Here is an 18,599-nt window from a genome sequence, read left to right as displayed (position 1 = left end):
TTATCCACTCACCACGTACCTGTATACCACTAACTCCCCTACAACGGGGCTATGTCTGGTTATCTTAACTATATCTCCAGGTTTTGCCCCTATTACCTTCGCTACAGGATCGGACGCTTTAAGCCAAGGTAACTGTTCTGGACCTACACCTAACTCCTTGAGAATCTTATAGGCCTCCTCAACAGGTAACACCTCATGTTTGGGGACGAGAACATGATCTCTAGGATCCACCTTTTTAGAAGTTGAACGCATAACTTACACCTTCAGTGTACTGAGCGAAAGTTCATTCTGTCTGTGCTTATAAAAATTTAAGCTATGCTGGACATATGATTACGCGCATTCTCGATTATTTTCCTCGCGTTCTCATAAAGCTCATCATAACTCAAGGAACGCCTAGCTACTCCCTGTTTTAATGCTTTCATTGCCACAGCAGCAGCTACTCTGGGATATATTTCCCACTCAGTCATCTTGGGTATTATGTAATCGAGTGAAGGTCCTCTCTCCCTAACGTGGCTGGCCAATTCCCTAGATGCCTCAATGACCATCTCGTCGGTGATGGTTCTTGCCCTCACATCTAGAGCTCCTCGGAACACTCCTGGAAATATCAGAGAATTGTTGACCTGATTAGGGAAGTCTCCCCTTCCTGTAGCGACTATTTTAGCCCCCGCCTCCTTTGCCTCTGAAGGCCATATCTCTGGGACTGGATTAGCCAATGCGAACACTATGGGATCATCCGCCATTGATCTTATCCACTCTTTCTTTATCACATTGGGACCTTGTCTCGACGCCGCTATTACGACATCCGCTCCCCTAAACGCTTCCTCCACTGTAGTCACTCCCTCGCCGTTAGTCTCCTTGAGTAACTCATATTTCCACGGATTTTCGGTCTTTAACTTATCCTCGTCTTTCCTGCCCTTGTAAAGGACTCCCGCGGAATCTATAAGGTACATGTTTTTGTACGGTACACCATATTTATTTAGGAGATGTGCGGTAGCTATGTTAGCTGCTCCAGTCCCATAAAGTACTATCTTGACCTCAGAGGACTTCTTTCCACTAAGCTCAAGGGCTATTATTAGCCCCGCCAACGTTGCTCCTGCAGTCCCTTGCTGGTCGTCGTGCCACACTGGTATGTTGAGGAGAGACCTTAATTTTTCTAGAATATAGAAGCACTTCGGGGACTCTATATCCTCGAGATTTATCCCTCCAAATGCAGGTTCTAGAATCTTGACTGTTTCTACTAGCTTGTCTCCATCAGATGTACCTAAGGGAAGGGGTACAGCATCCACGCCCCCTAGGAATTTGAATATCAAGGCCTTCCCTTCCATCACTGGCATCGCTGCCTCTGGACCTATGTTGCCCAGCCCTAAAACCCTGGAACCATCTGTAACTATGGCTACAGCGTTCCACCTGTATGTGTAACGAAAGGAGAGATCTTTGTCCTTCGTTATCTCTTGGGAAACCGCGGCCACTCCAGGCGTGTAAAGAACCGAGAAGTCATCCAGAGACCTCACTGGAGCCTTTGGTGTTATCTGAATCTTTCCCTTATACTTGGCAGATATCTCTAGAGCCAGTTTACCGAAGTCTTCCAACTTCCTTCCCACTCTAGGGAATCCAACTTAGCTTATAAAATATATAAGGATTAACTTCAATGAAATAAACAATCGGTCAATAATTCTGGGTGTTCTGGCTTGGTTCAATCCACATTGAAACTGAGGCAACCAATAGTGGTAGTCTTGGGTCACGTAGATCACGGAAAGACTACTTTATTGGACAAAATTCGAGGAACTGCTATTGTGAAGAAGGAGCCAGGAGAAATGACTCAAGAGGTAGGTGCGAGTTTCGTTCCAAGTTCTGTTATAGAGAAGTTAGCTGAACCGCTTAAAAACGTCATTCCAGTCAAATTAGAGATACCTGGTCTGTTGTTCATAGATACCCCTGGTCACGAACTCTTTTCTAACCTCAGAAAGAGGGGGGGAAGTGTTGCGGATATCGCCATACTCGTAGTGGACATTACTGAGGGTATACAGAAACAAACTATAGAGTCAATACAGATATTGAAAGAAAAGAAGGTTCCGTTCATAGTGGCAGCAAACAAGATAGACAAGATACCTGGGTGGAAACCTTACGAGAACGAGCCTTTCACTTATTCACTTAAGAAACAGGCAGCTGCAACTCAAAAAAGTATTGACAATTACGTTTACAAACTAGTTCTTCAGCTTGCTGAGTTAGGCTTTAATTCAGAAAGATTCGATCGAGTGAGAGACTTCACTAAATACGTTACGATTGTACCAGTGTCTGGAAAAACAGGAGAAGGAATCCCTGAACTCCTGGCACTTTTGGCTGGACTCACCCAACACTACATGAAGACCAGGCTTAGAGTGGCAGAAGGACCTGCCAAAGGAGTAGTTCTTGAGGTAAAAGAAGAACAGGGCTTAGGTCACACTATTGATGTGATCATCTATGATGGTATCTTGAAGAGAAATGATACCATACTCCTGGGGGGAATTAATGGTGTTATTACAACTAAGGTCAGAAACATCTTCGTTCCTGCACCACTACAAGACATGCGTATTGCGAAGAGTGGCTTCAGAAGTATCGATGAAGTTGTTGCTGCAGCAGGAGTGAAGATCTCTGCACCTGGTTTGGAGGAGGCCCTGGCTGGATCTCCACTATATTCTGTGGACTCTTTTGAAAAAATCGAGGAATTTAAAAAGAGCATTGAGGAGGAGATGTCACAAGTTAGATTCTCAAAAAATATTTCAGGAATAGTTGTGAAGGCAGACAGCTTAGGATCTCTTGAGTCGCTTGTGGCAGCATTTGAAAGATTGGGAATCCCTGTGAGGGTGGCGGATATAGGGCCTATAAGTAAAAGGGACGTGATGGAGGCAGAACTTTCAGGAAAGGAGAGCGAGGAGCTTAATTTGATTGCAGCTTTTAGAGTCAAGGTCTTGCCTGGGCTGGACGTTTCTAAAGTTAAAATAATATATAGTGATATTATATATCAATTGATAGACGAAGTTCAACGCTACCTAACCGAAGTTAGAGAGAGGAAGAAGAGGAGAACCTTAGACTCGTTGATCTTACCGGGGAAGATAAAGTTGCTTCCTGGCTATGTATTTAGAAGGAGTGATCCAGTCATAGTAGGGGTTCAGGTCTTAGGTGGAATAATAAGGCCTAAATATCCATTAATGAAGGAAGACGGGAAGAGAATAGGTGAGGTCTTAGGTATCCAGGACAACAAGAAGAACGTAGATAAAGCCACCGCGGGAATGGAAGTAGCGTTGTCTATAAGGGGGAACATTATGGTCGGAAGACATATCCAGGAGGGAGAGGTACTCTACACCGACATACCTGCCGACGACCTAGAGACGTTGTTCACGAACTTCAGGGAAGTCGTAACTGACGATATGCTTCAGGTCGTAAAGGAAATAATAAAGATAAAGAGAACGGAGAATCCGCTCTACGGTGCGACTATCCAGCTATGATCTCGCTATCGGAAAAGAATATCGACATCTCCTTTTTTGCCTTCTCTTCTGAGTCTGAAGCGTGGATTACGTTCTCTCCTTTAGACAAAGCTAGGTCTCCCCTTATGGTTCCTGGAGATGCTTCCTTAGGATCAGTAGCACCGATCATTTTCCTCATCACTGCTACAGCCTCGTCTCCAGCTACAACCATGCAGAGAACCGGTCCTGAAGTGATATAACTCACTAGGTCTTGATAGAACGATTTCCCTTTGTGTTCCTCGTAGAGCTTTTCTGCAGCCTCCTTAGACATCTTCACCAATTTCATGGCAATTATGTCCAAGCCCTTTCTTTCTATTCTGCCTATTATTTCACCCACCAGCTTTCTCTTCACTCCGTCTGGCTTGATCATAACGAACGTCTTTTGCAGAGACATCATCTAACCCTCGAGTAAGCCTCTGTCCACTTGAGCCTTTTAGCGTCCTTTCTTTGAATTAGCATATATTTTCTGCACTTACTTGAACAGAACCATAAAATAGTCCCGTCATTTTTAACGTACATCATACCAGTTCCTGGCGGTATCTCTGTGCCACAAAAGCTGCACCTATGCGACGAAACCATATGAACTCATCTTAACACTCTGAGTGAAGTATATAAGTGAATTGCTATTACCTTATTAGAGGTTAGGAATAATGAGCGAGAAGCAACAGACCTCTTCCATAATAGAGGAGTTCGGATTCCCAGCAGAAGTAATCCAAATCCTGGATAGAACGGGAGTTACTGGAGAGGTTACTCAAGTTAGAGTAAGGGTTCTTGAGGGTAGAGACAAAGGAAGGATACTCACCAGAAACATTAAGGGACCAGTGAGGCTAGGAGATATTGTAATACTCAGAGAAACTGAAAGAGAGGCAAGGAAGCTCACCACAAAGAGGTAACTTCATGCCTCTTGTTCTCCTGGAAGAACCTTTATTTTTACATATACTCACACAACTTAGGGACGAACGGACAGATCAAGTAATGTTCAGGAAGGGTATGGTGAGACTTGGAAGGCTTATGGGCTATAAGATCGCTAACTATCTGGACTTTGATTACGTCACGGTAAGAACCCCACTGGGGGTTACTACCAGGGGTGTCGTAATTAGGGATTTGGATAATATTGTAATTATAAACGTGTTAAGGGCAGCTACTCCATTAGTTGAGGGTCTATTAAAGGCATTCCCTGCAGCTAGACAAGGTATCATTGCTGCGTCTAGAAAAGAAATTGAGGCCCCTGAGCCCCCGAAAGAAATGGAAATAATAATTTCATATGAAAAAATTCCTAGAATAACTGAAAATGATGTGGTGATAGTTGCGGATCCAATGATTGCAACGGCCAGCACTATGCTTAAGGTTATTGAAAAGGTTAGCAAATCTTCGCCAAAGAGGATGATAATAGCTTCAGTTATTGCATCTAAGTACGGAGTCCGGAGAATTTTGGAGAGGCACCCAAACGTGATGCTTTTTACAGTTTCGGTAGATCCTGAACTTAATAGTAAGGGATACATAATTCCTGGACTAGGTGACGCTGGTGACAGATCCTTCGGATGAACAGTTAATTAGGAGTGCAATGGAGACAGCTAAAAATTCCTATTCGCCTTATTCTAGAATAAGAGTAGGGGCTGCGATCCTTACCACTGAGGGCAAGATAATCACTGGAACAAATGTGGAAAACTCATCGTATGGGTTATCAATGTGTGCAGAAAGGGTCGCGGTGTTTGCAGCGATCTCCATGGGCTATAAAAACTTTAAGAAGATTGCAGTAGTGACAGCCGAAGGAAAGGGCATCTCTCCTTGTGGAGCTTGCAGACAAGTCTTACACGAGTTTGACAGTGATATTGAGGTACTTACCCTAGACGAAAGAGGTAAACTTCTCAAGAGTTCCTTGAGAGAACTTTTACCGAGAGCGTTTTCCCTCAGGTGATCTATGATGAGCTCGGAACTTAAAATAAAGGTTGGCCTCGAGGTACATGTTCATATAACCTCGCTTAAGACTAAACTGTTTTGTTCCTGCCCGTCTAACTATGTAAATCTTGACCCAAATTCTGATGTGTGTCCAGTATGCCTGGGTTTGCCTGGGGCGATTCCAGTCCTAAATGAGGAGGCCCTCAGGAAGGCGATTATGGTTGCTTTAGCATTAGGATGTGATATAGCACCTTCATTAATGTTCTCTAGGAAGCATTATTTTTATCCAGATATGGCCAAGAATTATCAAATATCGCAATATGACGGCCCTGGAACTGCAGCTATAGCTAAGAACGGGGCAGTGTGGTTAGGAGAGAAAAAGATTAGGATAAGGAGAATAAATATCGAGGAAGATCCTGCCAAGAGCGTCTATCCTACTGGCTCTATCTTGACTAGTCCCTACACTCTCCTAGACTATAATAGATCTGGGATAGGAATGTTGGAGATCGTAACTGAACCCGACATAGAGGATGCCAAGGAGGCTAAATCTTTCCTTGATAAATTAAAGTCCATCCTGGAACACCTTGATGTCTGTGACTGTAGCATAGAGGGGTCCATGAGGGCTGATGTGAACATCTCAGTCACTGGTGGGGAGAGAGTAGAAGTTAAAAATGTAGGGTCGCCTAGCGATGTGAAGGACGTAATAGAATACGAGTCTGCTAGACAAAGAGCAGCAATACTCCAGGGTCTTAAGGTTCAGAGAGAGACTAGACATTGGGATTCGGACAGGAAAGTTACTGTATCTTCGAGAGTCAAAGAAACGGACGAGGATTATAGATACTTCCCAGATCCAGATCTACCTCCTCTTCCGATAACGAAGGAGTATATTGAAAGAGTGAAGGAAACTCTTCCAGAATTACCTGACTCAAGAATTGAAAGATTGTCAAAACAGTATGGTATTTCCAAATATAATGCCACTGTGCTCGTCATGGATAAGGCATTAGCAGATCTTTTTGAGGCCGCTTCCGCTGAAGTGAAGGATTACGAGAGACTCTCGAACCTTCTCATTAACGACTATCTCAGATGGATAAACGATAGGAACATGAAACTTAGCGACTCCAAGGCTACTCCAAAACATATAGTACAACTGATGCAGTTGTTAGACTCAGGCGTTATTACGATAAAAATAGCAAAGGAAATTCTGCCCACGATTATCCTTGAGGGGAAGATGCCTAGGGAGATAGTAGATGAGTTAGGATTAACCAGAGTATCCGATGAGAAGCTGATAGAGACTATAATTGAGGAAGTTATCACAGAAGAGCCCGAGCTAGTCACGAAAGTTAAGAAAGACCCTAAGGTGGCTAACTACATTGTAGGCAAGGTGATGAGGAAGACTGGCAAGAGGGCCGATCCTAAACTCGTAAATGAATTGATAAGGAGAAAGCTTGGTGTATAGTCAGGGCGTGGGTTTATCATCACTTTCTCAGCACTTAAAATCCCAATCATCCTTTAGCATGTTATGCGGAGGGTGATATATCGTTGATGCAAAATACAAGCAAAGATAGGGAGATGAGAGAAAGGCTGCTAGCGATAGATATACTGAGGGAACTGAAAAGGACTTATACTTACAAAGAGCTTTCAAGAATCTTCGGTCTTCAGGAGAGTCTATTATGTAGGTACGTAAACGGAACAACGGTGCCAAGTGAGCAGCAAGCCAGAGAGCTGCTAAGCTGGACCACGAACAGAGATTTTCTCCAGAAATTCTTCAAGGACAAAATAAAGATATATCCAGACTCTTTCATAGACACCTCTGAGCTTCTCCACTATCCGAGCCTATTGAGGCTCGCCATGGAGCCTATACTTTCCAAGTTCGGCAGAGTGGACAAAGTGTTCAGCATAGCCACAAACGGGGTTCCCTTCGCCACTATGGCATCAATGATCCTGGGCAAGCCTCTCCTCGTTGCCAAGAAACATAAGGACTCCATATATCTGGAGTACTTAGAAGAGAGCATGAAGGAGGCAGATAGTGTAGTAACTAACGTATACGTGAGGAAGAATTTTGTTTCAAAAGACGATAGAATACTAATTGTTGACGACGTGATGAAAACTGGGAAAACCATTAGGTCCTCCATAAGTTTGATATCGAAGGGGGGAGGTACTGTTGCTGGAATCCTCCTTATCGTGGCCCAAGAGTCTTCAATTAGAGATCTGACCAATTACGCTACGGAGGTCATGTTTAAGATTTGAGCGTAGCTAAGCTGGGAAGGAACGTTTATCTTGTAGGCTCTAGGGAGCAAGGAAACGAGTCTAACGCTTATCTTCTTCAGACCGATTCGGCGATTATCCTCATAGATACTGGGGGGATCGAGGATCCCGTAAACGTGATCAGAAACGTTTTGGAGATCTCTCGTGGGGAGAGCAGGGTTGACTACCTCATATTGACCAGCTGTTTAAGGGACGCTGCTGCCGGTACTTCTTTTATTTCAGAAGTTTTGGGAGTAAAAGTTGTAGTGCACGAACTAGATTCAGTTGGGGTCAGACACGGTAACTGCGGGAATACGAAGTATAAACCTTCGCGTATTTCTTTAGTTATAAGAGATAATCAAATGAGGATAGGAGATGTGGAGATCATCAGGAGTGGTTCTCCTACCCCAGGTTCCATTCTCGTTAAGTTTGGCGAAAACCTCTTCGTTGGGGCATCAAAGTTGAGGCCAATATCTCCAAAGATTAAATATGTGTTAGGCCTATACGACTACGTGCGTGTCTAGTATGGTATACGAGGAGTATTGTGGAGTGTGTAATAGACCTAAAGTTCTCAAGTCTTGTAGAATAAAGGGGATCGATATTTGCTACAATTGTTGTGTAGAGTGCGAAATCAGAGATAGGTGTGATTTGAGGGTTTGGTTTTATAGTCTAAGAACCGTCAAATCCCTAGTATGAGGCCATTCGTCATAATCTCCAGCACAATGAGTATTGACGGTAGACTCGCCTCAAGGGACGGGTTCAGTGAATTAAGTTGCCCATACGACAAAATAAGACAACATGTGCTGAGATCAGAGGTCGACGCTGTAATGGTCGGGGCAAACACCGTAAGGGTGGATAATCCATCCCTTAAATTAAAGTACTTCAAAGGAAAGGATCCTGTAAGGGTAATTGTAAGTGAGTCTGGAAACTTAGATCCTTCCTATAGAGTTTTTCAAACGCCTCCCACGACTATTCTTTACACCAAAGCTGATAGTCCTCAACTTAGGGAGTTCATTAGTCGGGGAGTTATCGTGAGGAGATTCGGAACAGTTTGCGATATCATAACGGATCTTGGAGAACACTTTAATGTAAGGAAGGTAATGGTTGAGGGTGGAGGCAAGCTAAATTGGGCTCTACTGAGGGAAGGTTGCGTAGATGAACTCAGGCTCACAATATCACCCACGATATTTGGAGAAGGAGTTAACGTCTTTCAAGGCGAGGGCTTCCCAGGTAAGGATGCACCGAGGCTTGTTCTCGAGAACTCATACTTTTGCCAATGCGGAAAAGAAATAATATTAAAGTACAAAATTAAATAAATTAAAGGTTAAACTTATCGTATCTATTCAAACCCAGCGTAGGTGGTCTTGTATATCTCTCCCTTTTCTAGTGTACTTGCTACTCTTCGGTACTTCATGGCGTCTCCAAGGCTGTTCTCTCCGTGCTTCTTTATCCAGTCATCTAAGGGTATCTGGTACTCCTTTAGAACCTTATCCCTGTATAAATCATTAAGAACGTTATAGGTGCAGAACGGTATCACTCTCCCGTCAGGAACGACGTAGTGGATGTCGCAGCGCATTACTCTGTGGATATCGTAGTTATAGAGATCCATGAAGTGCATAGTTCCCAAGAACAACGTCCTGTAATGCCACTCTCCCAACGCCTCGTAGTTGTGGTTCATGACTACGCTGTATAGCATTTTAAACACATCGAAGTCCTTTGGTCCCTTCTCCTTGTCTATGAACTTCCTTATGTTATAGAGTATCTTCGCGCCGACCCAGTACTTGTTAGCTCCCTCCTTTAGCTCTTCAGACTTCTCCTTGAAGTATTCGAGCAGACCCTCCAGATCAATGAATTTAGATATGGGTATAAAGTGTGGCTGACCTTCTCTCCACTCAACGTAAACGTAGGTTCCGGCACCGCAACTTGGGTGGTTGGCCATCTCGAACTGCTCCTTACCCGTCAGGGCTTCCACAAGTCTTGAGAACACCACTGATGTACCTATAGGATACCAACTGTCCCTCGTTATCTCTCCGTCAGTCTGATCCTCTACGTTCTTTAACACCTCAGGTATCGTAATCCTAAACTTAGCTCTCATGTTTCTCTTCATCATTCCAGTTAAGCTCACGGGCTGGAAGTTTATCGCCCTCACTATGTCCATATTCCGAGCTGCAAATTTGACGATGTTACCTAGATCATGATCATTAACGGTCTTTATCACTGTAGGTACCAATACCACGCTCGTGATCCCGGCTCTCCTAAATACCTCAAACGTATAGGGGACTTCCCAATGATTCTTAGGATTGGTCTTTCTTGTCGTACCGTCGAAGCTCATGTATACCGTGTTTACTCCGGCTTCCCTTAGGGCTATGGCGTACCTTATTGCCTTGTCAGGGTCTGCCATATACATCTTCGCAAACGTTCCCCCCCAACTGTTGAGCTGAATGTGCTTAACTCCCGTCTCTCTAAGTAGCCTTATGATCTCAATGATGTCCTCCCTTAGGGTCGGCTCCCCTCCAGTGACTTGGATAACTAGAGTAGTGTCTTGCCTCTTCAATTGATCTACCATGAATTTTATCTGTTCCAGCGTGGGTTCAAAGACGTATCCAGCCTTCTCTGCATAGAAGAAACAATACCAACACGAAAGGTCACACCTATTGGTGATGACCAAGTTCACTAAAGCGGAATGCTGATGGTGCATCGGGCAAAGTCCGCAGTTATAAGGACATGGAGACTTGAGATCAACGTATGGTACCTTAGGCCCCTTTCCCTCATATTCCCAGTAATCGAACTTATAGTACATTCCTACGTCTCCGTAATATAGATCTTCGAACTCACCATGTTCGGGACAAATTTTCCTGATGTACATTTTTTCGTTCTTTTCGAAAATAGTAGCTGGGAGGAGCCTATAACAGGCTGGACACAACGAGTGAGTTACCCTAATTAGCTTTTCGTCACTGGCGAGTTTGGGGAGAGGCCCACCAATCTTAATGTCCCTATCGCCAAACTTTACAACTCCATCCTCGAATTTTGAAGGTGCAGGCAATAACCTGAACCCTCTGTTAGCCTCAGTTTCAGCTTGAGCCATGATTTCTCTTCTACACTTCTACCGTGAAATGTATATAAGTATATTCACTCTATAAGTGGTTTAGATGGTTAAAACCATCCCTTGAAATTATCCCATCCATGCACTTCTATTTCCTTATTCCCCAATCGAATTAAAGGCGATTCTACGAGCTTACCTATCTTCGTTACTCGTATCCCCCACTTCTTCATGATGTGTGTGAAGAGAGGCTCGCTTTCTTTCTTCACAAGGAAGACTGTTTCGTATTCTTCGCCAGAAACTCTCAATAATTCTTCGAGAGGCAAGCCTTTAGATGACATGAACTCCTCCGCCACGGTAGCGAGCGGTATTTTCCATAACTCCATTCCGAGGTTGGTTAATTTCGTGAGTTTATGTAGCGTAATTAGTAATCCATCGCTCACATCGGATGAAACCGACACTGTTTCGCATAGTTCCTCATTGGCCTTGATTAACGGCCTAGGAATGACGGGATGTCGTATTCTGTCCACAGACTCCTTAGGCAGAACTCCTACATTCTTATAAAGGAGTTCCATGAAGACCATTGTTGTTAATCCTATTTCTCCAGTCATATAGACTAAATCGCCTGGAACTGGCACCGGCCTCTCCTTACATGATAGGACCCCATAGGCCGACACGTCTATCCATCCAGAGCCATTAGCGGAATTGGTATCGCCGCCTCCGAATTTGGCGTTATAGTAGGCGCATGCGTCATTTATTCCCTTTAACATGTTTTCCACTTCCGATATCTCTATCTCTGGATTCACGCCAATAGAAACCAAAACAGTTACTGGTATCGACCCAAATGATATTAGATCGCTAAGGGTAGCCACTACAGCCTTCCACCCTAAATCGTAGGAATCCATGAAAGGAAACGAATACTTCAACGGAAACCCATCTATTTTGAGGGCTATGTTATCCTGAACATATACGTCAGAATAAGGGTTTGAAGATATATATTTCGAGACTATTTTAGAAATAAACTCATGTTCCCCAATATCCTTCATTTTCATCCGAGTTCACCGTGAAGCCGCCGGCGGGATTTGAACCCGCGACCACCGGCTCTCACTCCACGATACGAGGCCGGCGCTCTACCAGCTGAGCTACAGCGGCAACTAAAAATCGGTTTTGAGGCATATTAAACTGTTACTCCGGAACTCTCCTTAACCTTCTCGTAAAACGCAATAGTCCTCTCGATGAGCTGCCTGTACATCCCTAGATACGTTGAGGGATCTAGGATTGTCCTCAACTCATCAGGGGTGAAAGATGATCTGATTGAAGGATCATTTAAGGCCACCTCATAAAGTTCCCTTCCGGACCTCCAAGCCTCTCTAGATAGTTTACTTACTATCTCATGCGCCTTATGTCTTGGAAGGCCCTTGAGGGTCAGCCTAACCATAAGACTCTCTGCCATTATTGTACCTTTAGTTAGTTTGAGGTTCCTCATCATGTTCTCCGGGAACACTCTCAACCCCTTCAAGAGCTCTAAGAAACTTTCCAGCATCTCATCGATGATCAGAAGACCATGGGAGATAGTTATTCTCTCGCTAGAGCTGTTGGTTAAATCCCTCTCGTGCCACAAAGGGATATTTTCCATCTGAGCCACAACCAGTCCCCTAAGGATCCTCGAGAGGCCGCAGATCTTCTCGGACGTAACTGGGTTCTCCTTCTGCGGCATGGTACTACTCCCTACCCTACCTCCTACTCCTTCAGCTAGTTCCATTATTTCTGGCCTCATAAGTTCTCTAACTTCAAGGGCAAACCTCTCTAGCACAGATCCAAGAATCGCCAGGTTAGAAAGCAGCTCCGCGAAGCCGTCCCTTGGAGCTACCTGTGTAGTGATGAAGTGGGGTTCTAGATCCAATTGTTTAAGCGTAGCGCCTTCTATCAGAATCCCTTTATCTCCCCAAGCAGCCATAGTACCCACAGCCCCACTCATCTTTCCCCTTATTACCCTCTTCTCGGTCTCGACTATTCTCTCTAGGGACCGACTCAGCTCATACAGGTAGTTAGCGACCTTAAATCCAAAAGTTATGGGGAGTGCGTGTTGCCCGTGAGTCCTTCCCACCATTATCATGTCTCGGTAGTTTAAAGCCATGTCCTTCAATTCCTCTAATGCGTTAACCAGTTTGCTCTTCAATATGCTCAACGCGTCCTTAAGCATGAGGGCATATGCTGTGTCCACTATGTCGTAGCTGGTTGCTCCGAAGTGAACGAACCTGCCTGCCTCACCAGCCTTGTCGGCAATTGCCACGGCCATCGCCATGATGTCGTGGCCCAACTTGGCCTCTAAGATATCTACTTCTTCTGGGGTTACCTTAGAAGCTACTCTGCTCACAAGCTCGACGTCCGTCTTAGGGAGATAACCTAACTCGGAGAGGGTATTAAGTAGAGCCAACTCTACCCTTATTCTATACTTCAGTACGGACTCCCTTTCAAAGATCTTTCTCATCTCTTCACTACCATACCTCCAATCCAGCGGACACACGTAATCCATGAGATGGAAAGTTTCGGGAAGCTTAAAAATGTCCTCTTTATGTTGATAGTTGTGGAAAATGCTGATCACGACTCTAGCCAGCCACTCCTCTCTGCAGATCCTCCACGGAGCTAAAAAGGAGGGTTTTGAAACTGGAATAATAGCGAATTATTCCAGAGAAAATTTCTATAGACGATTTGCTTTTATCGACAACTTTTACAGTTACAGTAATGAGGATGAGGCCGTACTAGGGATAAACAGCTTCCGCAACTCTGTATTCGTGCCCCATGGAAGTCTGATTGAATATCTCGGTATGGATAGGGTTAGCAAGATAACTGTTCCTATTTTCGGTAATAGGAAACTGTTCCCTTGGGAGGCGAACCAGCATAAAAAAATGAGCCTTCTGGAACGTAGCAAGATTAAGGTTCCTGAGAAGTTCGAGGACGAAGAAGATGTGGACAGGCCTGTCATAGTCAAGCTACCAGGAGCCAAGGGAGGCAAAGGTTACTTCTTAGCGAGGACGAAGGAGGAGGTAAAGAGGGGTATTAATGACCTACTGAAGTCAGGAATGATTAAGGATAAGTCTGACCTGATTATCCAGGAGTATATTGTTGGAATTCCCATGTACTTTCAGTTCTTTTATAGTCCTATCCTAAGTAGAGTGGAGATAACTGGGATAGACATCAGGTATGAAACGAATGTGGATGGGCTAAGAAGGCTACCACCAGATATGAGGATCGATCCAACCTTCGTGGTGGCTGGAAATATTCCAGCCGTGGCTAGAGAGAGCATATTACCTTCGGTCTTCGATTACGCCGAAAGATTCGTCAATACTACCAGGGAACTGGTTTTTCCAGGGATGATAGGTCCGTTTTGCCTAGAGAGCATCGTAACGGATAAGTTGGACGTCGTGGTGTTCGAATTCTCTGGGAGGATAGTTGCTGGCACTAATCTTTACACCTACGGGAGTCCCTACAGCTGGCTTTATTGGGACGAACCCATGAGTGTCGGAAGGAGAATAGCGAGAGAAATAAATCTAGCTATGGAGAGGAACAAGCTAGCAGAGGTGACCACGTAGTGAGGATCTCGGCTCTGGCCAGCCATTCAGCACTGGACGTTTTTGATGGGGCTAAAGATGAAGGTTTTGGGACAATAGCTCTGTGCAAAAAGGGGAGAGAAAGACCTTACTTAGAATTCAGAAGAGTCGTAGATGAGTGTATCGTCTTGAACGACTTTATGGAGATCTCCAGTGAGGTAGTTCAGCGCAGGCTCGTGGAGCTCGATGCAGTCATCGTGCCGAATCGGAGTATGGCAGTCTATCTCGGTTATGATGCCATAGAGACCATGAACGTTAGGTTCTTCGGAAATAGGAGAATTCTTAGATGGGAGGAAAGGATTGGAGAGAAAAACTATTACAGAATACTGGACGAAGCCAAAATTAGAAGACCTAAGACCTTCTCGATAGATAACGTGGAGGGACCTGTGATAGTAAAGATGCCTGAAGCCAAAAGAAGGGTGGAAAGAGGGTTTCTACTAGCCGTAGACAGAGGTGACCTAGAGGACAAAATAAGAACAATGCTTAGGGACGGAATAATAGATAACGAGAGTCTCAAATCTATGGTAATAGAAGAGTTTGTTTTTGGAGCCCATTTTAATGTTAATTACTTTTATTCTCCTTTGTTTGATAGAGTAGAAATTATTAGTATAGATAGAAGAATACAGACAGACTGGGATTCCCTCTATAGGTTGCCGGCCGAAGTTCAACTGAAGTTAGGGAAGTTACCTCGGCTTATCGAGGTAGGCCATGAACCAGTCACCATAAGGGAGAGTCTCCTAGAGAAACTTTTTGAGCTCGGCTATTCCTTCGTTGAAGCCACTAAGAGACTAGAACCCCCTGGCATAATAGGACCTTTCACATTACAACTTGCAGTTACTCCAGAACTTGAGACTGTAGTCTTCGACGTTGCCCCAAGGATAGGTGGGGGAACCAACGCCTACATGGGGATAGGGAGCCAGTACTCTAAACTCTATTTCGGTAAACCGATCAGTTTAGGCCGTAGGATTGCCATAGAAATAAAAGAAGGAATCCTAAAGAAACGGGAGGAGATGATCCTTAGCTAAAGCACTTAACAGGAGTATTGCCACAACGAAAGTTTATGATTATAATTTTCTCGACTCTGGGTGGATCACTCCACTGAACTAATGGATTTTGTAATGACAGATTACGGCAAGTGACGTTTTTATACTTAAGGAAGTCACTATTCAAAACGGTGTCTAATGCTAGATATTTTGGTGGGAGGATTCTATGGAGATGAAGGCAAGGGGAAAGTTGCTTCTTACCTAGGCTTAAAGGGTGGCTATACCCTCGCCGTGAGAACCGGTTCCATAAACGCTGGGCATACAGTCAATTATCAGGGCAGGACTTGGAAGATACGAGTGATTCCCTCAGCGTTCGTCAACCCAAACGTTAAGTTGGCCCTGGGACCTGGGCTCTTAACTTCAATTGAACAGCTTGAGAAGGAACTTGAGGAAACCAACTCCAAGTCAAGAATACTAATTGACCCTCATGTGGGCATCATAACAAAAGCGGAGGTGTTGGAGGAACAAAGAGACGAATTTCTGATGAAGATCATAGGCAGTACCGGACAAGGGGTAGGGACTGCAGAGTCCAAGAGAGTCCTAAGAAAGCTCAGGTTGGCTAAGGACTTTCGGGAGCTGGAAAGCGTGATAGGTGACGTCCCAGAAACCATAATTGAGACCATACGTGAAGGTAACAGTGTAATAGCTGAGGGAACCCAAGGAACCTACCTGAGTTTATTCCATGGGGAGTACCCCTTTGTCACGAGCAGGAACACCACTGCTGGCGGGGTTCTCAGCGAAGTGGGAGTTGGGCCCAAGTACGTGAGAGACGTTATAGTTGTGTTTAAGTCCTTTGTGAGTAGAGTGGGAGAGGGATACTTAGAAGGAGAACTTCCTAGGGAGAAAGCGGAAGAGATGGGACTCGTGGAGAAGGGCACTGTCACCGGAAGACCTAGGAGGGTTGCTCCTTTCAACATTAGCTTAGCCAAGAGGGCAGTAAGACTTAACTCTGCTACCCAAGTCGCTATAACAAAACTGGACGCCATCTTTAAACAGGACAAGCACGTACGCGACTACTCCAAGCTTTCTGCTGGGTCGAGGAATTGGATAGAAAACATCGAGAATGAACTAAAAGTTCCAGTAACACTGATAGGAACTGGAGAAGACTCGTTAGATATGATTGACCTAAGAAAGGAGAAACTGGGTGAGTGAAATGGAGTACGACGTGGTCATAATAGGAGGAGGTCCTGCCGGACTCTTCGCCTCTTACGAGATAGCTAATGCCTTGCCTCAAGACTCGGATTATAAGGTTCTGCTCATAGATAAAGGTGTCAGGGCCTCAAAGAGGAGTTGTCCTCTCCTTTCTCCAAAGGAGAAGTGTACCTTCTGCACCCCTTGTCACATCAATTATGGTTTAGGTGGAGCTGGAACTTTCAGTAGCGGAATAATTAACTTAAGGCCCGACATAGGAGGAGAGCTTCATGAGCTCATGAGAAGTTGGGACAAAGCGCAACAACTCGTTAATTACGTTGACGACGTCTTCGTTAAGTTCGGAGCACCCAAGGATAGATTGTTTAGACCCAATGAGGAGAAAGTCAAGGAAATTCAGAGACGTGCGGCCAAGGCTGGAGCCGAATTCGTTCCTATACTTCAACGGCATATAGGCACAGACAAGAGTCCCGTTGTAATTGAGGAGATGACTAACTATGTTGAGAGAAAGGGAATAAAGATTTCGGAGCTCACTGAAGTCTATACTATAAGTAAGAAGGGTAACATCTTCAATCTGAAGACCAACAAGGGGGAACTGGAAGCCAAGATAGTGTTAGCTGCTCCTGGAAGATCAGGTGCCAAATGGTTCTACGATCAGGCAAAGAAATTAGGTGTAGACATGATCTCTGGGCCCCTTGACATAGGGGTCAGGGTAGAGGTAGAATCATTCATAACGGAAGAGCTGACCTCCGCTGTGTGGGATCCCAAGATAATAATGTATTCGAGGAAGTATGACGACAAGGTCAGGACTTTCTGCGTAAACCCAGGAGGCTTCATAATGAAGGAAGTCTATGATGATGGAACAATCGGCGTCAACGGTGAGACATATGTCGACAAGAAAAGTAGAAATACCAATTTCGCATTTTTAGCAACGATAAAATTGTCAGATCCCCTCGAAGATACCATAGAGTACGGAAAAAGCGTGGCCAGACTGATGACCAGACTGGGAGGTGAGAAGCCCATCCTTCAGAGACTCATCGACTTCGAGAAGGGAAGAAGGAGCACGTGGGAGAGAATAGGTAGGTCTACGGTTAAACCCACGCTTAGGGACGTCACTCCAGGGGATATAAGTATGGGTATGCCCTACAGGGTAGTCTCTGACTTGATAGAAGGTTTAGAGAGGCTTGACAACGTTGCATCAGGGATATATTCGTCCAATACCTTGCTTTACGCACCTGAAATTAAATATTACAGCATGAGAGCGGTAGTCGATAGCAATATGGAGACCGTGGTGGATAACCTTTATGCAGCGGGAGACGGAGCCGGACTATCCAGAGGAATAAACATAGCAGCTGCTACTGGAATATTGGCAGCTAGAGGCATACTTAATAAGCTAGGTATAGATTACCTGCACTAATTCCTCTTGTAACATTTTTCTCATCTAAATTTTCATAGATCTTGATGTAAAGCAACTTGTCGTTGAGTTCAAATTAACCGAGGTCTAGCCCTATTAGTACATCCGTCTGTGGGGGTTTGGGCTTCACCGGGGTCACGGGGAAACCCGTTACTCCTCCGCCCCCTTAGCGGGGGAACCTAAACCCACATACTCCCAGTGAGAGTAAGAAAGAGGTGGGGAAACCCGCACATCTTGAGGTAGATATTCAGGGACGCGTTCAGTTGTCTGTCTAGGGTGAAACCACACCTCTCACACCTGAAAGTCCTGCCGACCTTTCGGGATAAGGTATGGCTTTTGACACCTCATTGTTGAGTATCATCCTCAGTTGAGGAACCCCTTCCTCTTCAAGTTCAACCCTGATCCCACGTCGGTTATCACTTGGTCGTTCTTTAACGTTCTCCTCAAGGTATTTAACTTGGTTTATCAAGTCGTCCTTTCGTGTATTTGATGATACCCTAGCGTATAATACTACTTTCCTCTTCCTAACAATTCTCATCAACTTTTCCACGTCATCCCTGAACCTCCACTTCCCGGTCTCTAGTACAGGTTTAATGTAACCCTTCTTAACGTAGCTCTGCAACGTGCGGTAGGATATTCCCAATTCTTGGTACACTTCCTTAGGTTTCAGCATTACAATTGAACTTACATACAAAG

Annotated in this window: 19 protein-coding genes, 1 tRNA gene and 2 pseudogenes; 12 read left to right on the top strand and 10 right to left on the bottom strand. The window is 44.7% G+C overall.

Annotation, left to right across the window (positions count from 1 at the left end):
- Positions 1 to 252, bottom strand: a complete 252-nt coding sequence (locus tag METMK1DRAFT_RS10175; RefSeq protein WP_009073694.1) for a DNA-directed RNA polymerase subunit H — start codon at positions 250 to 252, stop codon at positions 1 to 3.
- 56 nt (positions 253 to 308) lie between these two features.
- A complete protein-coding gene (locus tag METMK1DRAFT_RS10170) occupies positions 309 to 1,601 on the bottom strand; it encodes an NAD(P)-dependent malic enzyme (protein WP_245544619.1) in 1,293 nt (430 codons plus the stop codon).
- A gap of 87 nt (positions 1,602 to 1,688) precedes the next feature.
- On the opposite strand from METMK1DRAFT_RS10170, the gene infB reads away from it, so the two are divergent.
- Positions 1,689 to 3,485 carry a translation initiation factor IF-2 gene (gene infB, locus METMK1DRAFT_RS10165; protein WP_009073689.1) on the top strand — a complete coding sequence of 599 codons (1,797 nt, stop codon included), beginning with the start codon at positions 1,689 to 1,691 and terminating at the stop codon, positions 3,483 to 3,485.
- Here the strand turns inward: infB and ndk are convergent.
- The gene (gene ndk / locus METMK1DRAFT_RS10160) at positions 3,472 to 3,897 is read right to left on the bottom strand and encodes a nucleoside-diphosphate kinase (protein ID WP_048087819.1); all 426 of its coding nucleotides are present in this window, start codon (positions 3,895 to 3,897) and stop codon (positions 3,472 to 3,474) included. The genes infB and ndk overlap by 14 nt on opposite strands.
- On the bottom strand, positions 3,897 to 4,082 hold the full coding sequence (locus tag METMK1DRAFT_RS16630) for a 50S ribosomal protein L24e (RefSeq protein ID WP_009073685.1): 186 nt from the start codon (positions 4,080 to 4,082) through the stop codon (positions 3,897 to 3,899). Before METMK1DRAFT_RS16630 ends, ndk begins: the two co-directional genes overlap by 1 nt.
- Positions 4,083 to 4,153: 71 nt before the next feature.
- Between METMK1DRAFT_RS16630 and METMK1DRAFT_RS10155 the strand changes: the two genes are divergently transcribed.
- The 7 genes from METMK1DRAFT_RS10155 to METMK1DRAFT_RS10125 all read left to right on the top strand — a co-directional run bounded on the left by METMK1DRAFT_RS10155 (position 4,154) and on the right by METMK1DRAFT_RS10125 (position 8,962).
- On the top strand, positions 4,154 to 4,396 hold the full coding sequence (locus METMK1DRAFT_RS10155; protein WP_009073684.1) for a 30S ribosomal protein S28e: 243 nt from the start codon (positions 4,154 to 4,156) through the stop codon (positions 4,394 to 4,396).
- A gap of 4 nt (positions 4,397 to 4,400) precedes the next feature.
- On the top strand, positions 4,401 to 5,048 hold the full coding sequence (gene upp, locus METMK1DRAFT_RS10150) for a uracil phosphoribosyltransferase (RefSeq protein ID WP_009073682.1): 648 nt from the start codon (positions 4,401 to 4,403) through the stop codon (positions 5,046 to 5,048).
- Positions 5,029 to 5,421 (top strand): cytidine deaminase, encoded by a 393-nt coding sequence (cdd, locus tag METMK1DRAFT_RS10145; protein ID WP_009073680.1) that lies wholly within the window; start codon positions 5,029 to 5,031, stop codon positions 5,419 to 5,421. The genes upp and cdd overlap by 20 nt, the downstream gene beginning before the upstream one ends.
- Positions 5,422 to 5,427: 6 nt before the next feature.
- On the top strand, positions 5,428 to 6,858 hold the full coding sequence (gatB, locus tag METMK1DRAFT_RS10140; protein WP_009073678.1) for an Asp-tRNA(Asn)/Glu-tRNA(Gln) amidotransferase subunit GatB: 1,431 nt from the start codon (positions 5,428 to 5,430) through the stop codon (positions 6,856 to 6,858).
- Between the two features lie 113 nt (positions 6,859 to 6,971).
- On the top strand, positions 6,972 to 7,649 hold the full coding sequence (locus METMK1DRAFT_RS10135) for a phosphoribosyltransferase family protein (protein WP_245544618.1): 678 nt from the start codon (positions 6,972 to 6,974) through the stop codon (positions 7,647 to 7,649).
- The gene (locus METMK1DRAFT_RS10130; RefSeq protein WP_009073674.1) at positions 7,646 to 8,170 is read left to right on the top strand and encodes an MBL fold metallo-hydrolase; all 525 of its coding nucleotides are present in this window, start codon (positions 7,646 to 7,648) and stop codon (positions 8,168 to 8,170) included. The genes METMK1DRAFT_RS10135 and METMK1DRAFT_RS10130 overlap by 4 nt, the downstream gene beginning before the upstream one ends.
- Positions 8,171 to 8,338: 168 nt before the next feature.
- Positions 8,339 to 8,962, top strand: coding sequence for a 2,5-diamino-6-(ribosylamino)-4(3H)-pyrimidinone 5'-phosphate reductase (locus METMK1DRAFT_RS10125; protein WP_009073671.1), 624 nt, complete (start codon positions 8,339 to 8,341; stop codon positions 8,960 to 8,962).
- Between the two features lie 23 nt (positions 8,963 to 8,985).
- Here METMK1DRAFT_RS10125 and tes read toward each other — a convergent pair whose 3' ends face one another.
- The 4 genes from tes to purB all read right to left on the bottom strand — a co-directional run bounded on the left by tes (position 8,986) and on the right by purB (position 13,222).
- Entirely contained in the window at positions 8,986 to 10,731 is a 1,746-nt protein-coding gene (gene tes, locus METMK1DRAFT_RS10120; protein ID WP_009073669.1) for a tetraether lipid synthase Tes, read from the bottom strand.
- A gap of 68 nt (positions 10,732 to 10,799) precedes the next feature.
- Positions 10,800 to 11,738, bottom strand: coding sequence for a thiamine-phosphate kinase (locus tag METMK1DRAFT_RS10115; protein WP_009073667.1), 939 nt, complete (start codon positions 11,736 to 11,738; stop codon positions 10,800 to 10,802).
- A 15-nt stretch (positions 11,739 to 11,753) separates the two neighbouring features.
- Positions 11,754 to 11,838, bottom strand: a tRNA-Thr gene (locus METMK1DRAFT_RS10110).
- A gap of 25 nt (positions 11,839 to 11,863) precedes the next feature.
- Positions 11,864 to 13,222 carry an adenylosuccinate lyase gene (gene purB / locus METMK1DRAFT_RS10105; RefSeq protein WP_009073665.1) on the bottom strand — a complete coding sequence of 453 codons (1,359 nt, stop codon included), beginning with the start codon at positions 13,220 to 13,222 and terminating at the stop codon, positions 11,864 to 11,866.
- 58 nt (positions 13,223 to 13,280) lie between these two features.
- On the opposite strand from purB, the gene METMK1DRAFT_RS10100 reads away from it, so the two are divergent.
- The 4 genes from METMK1DRAFT_RS10100 (at position 13,281) to METMK1DRAFT_RS10085 (ending at position 17,906) form a co-directional block, all read left to right on the top strand.
- Entirely contained in the window at positions 13,281 to 14,279 is a 999-nt protein-coding gene (locus tag METMK1DRAFT_RS10100) for a formate--phosphoribosylaminoimidazolecarboxamide ligase (RefSeq protein WP_009073664.1), read from the top strand.
- Entirely contained in the window at positions 14,279 to 15,322 is a 1,044-nt protein-coding gene (locus tag METMK1DRAFT_RS10095; RefSeq protein ID WP_009073662.1) for a formate--phosphoribosylaminoimidazolecarboxamide ligase family protein, read from the top strand. The genes METMK1DRAFT_RS10100 and METMK1DRAFT_RS10095 overlap by 1 nt, the downstream gene beginning before the upstream one ends.
- A 156-nt stretch (positions 15,323 to 15,478) precedes the next feature.
- A complete protein-coding gene (locus METMK1DRAFT_RS10090; protein WP_009073660.1) occupies positions 15,479 to 16,492 on the top strand; it encodes an adenylosuccinate synthetase in 1,014 nt (337 codons plus the stop codon).
- Between the two features lies 1 nt (position 16,493).
- The gene (locus METMK1DRAFT_RS10085; protein WP_009073658.1) at positions 16,494 to 17,906 is read left to right on the top strand and encodes an NAD(P)/FAD-dependent oxidoreductase; all 1,413 of its coding nucleotides are present in this window, start codon (positions 16,494 to 16,496) and stop codon (positions 17,904 to 17,906) included.
- A 68-nt stretch (positions 17,907 to 17,974) separates the two neighbouring features.
- On the opposite strand, the pseudogene METMK1DRAFT_RS17775 reads toward METMK1DRAFT_RS10085, so the two are convergent.
- Together METMK1DRAFT_RS17775 and METMK1DRAFT_RS10080 are read right to left on the bottom strand one after the other, a co-directional pair.
- Positions 17,975 to 18,229, bottom strand: a pseudogene (locus METMK1DRAFT_RS17775) (zinc ribbon domain-containing protein); the annotation flags it as partial.
- Positions 18,217 to 18,576: pseudogene (locus METMK1DRAFT_RS10080) on the bottom strand (recombinase family protein); the annotation flags it as partial. The pseudogenes METMK1DRAFT_RS17775 and METMK1DRAFT_RS10080, both read right to left, overlap by 13 nt.
- Positions 18,577 to 18,599: the final 23 nt, after the last annotated feature.

Origin of the sequence: Metallosphaera yellowstonensis MK1 (genome assembly GCF_000243315.1) — an archaeon.
GTDB classification, from domain to species: Archaea; Thermoproteota; Thermoprotei_A; order Sulfolobales; family Sulfolobaceae; genus Metallosphaera; species Metallosphaera yellowstonensis.
This window is presented reverse-complemented; position numbering and strand designations above follow the sequence as displayed.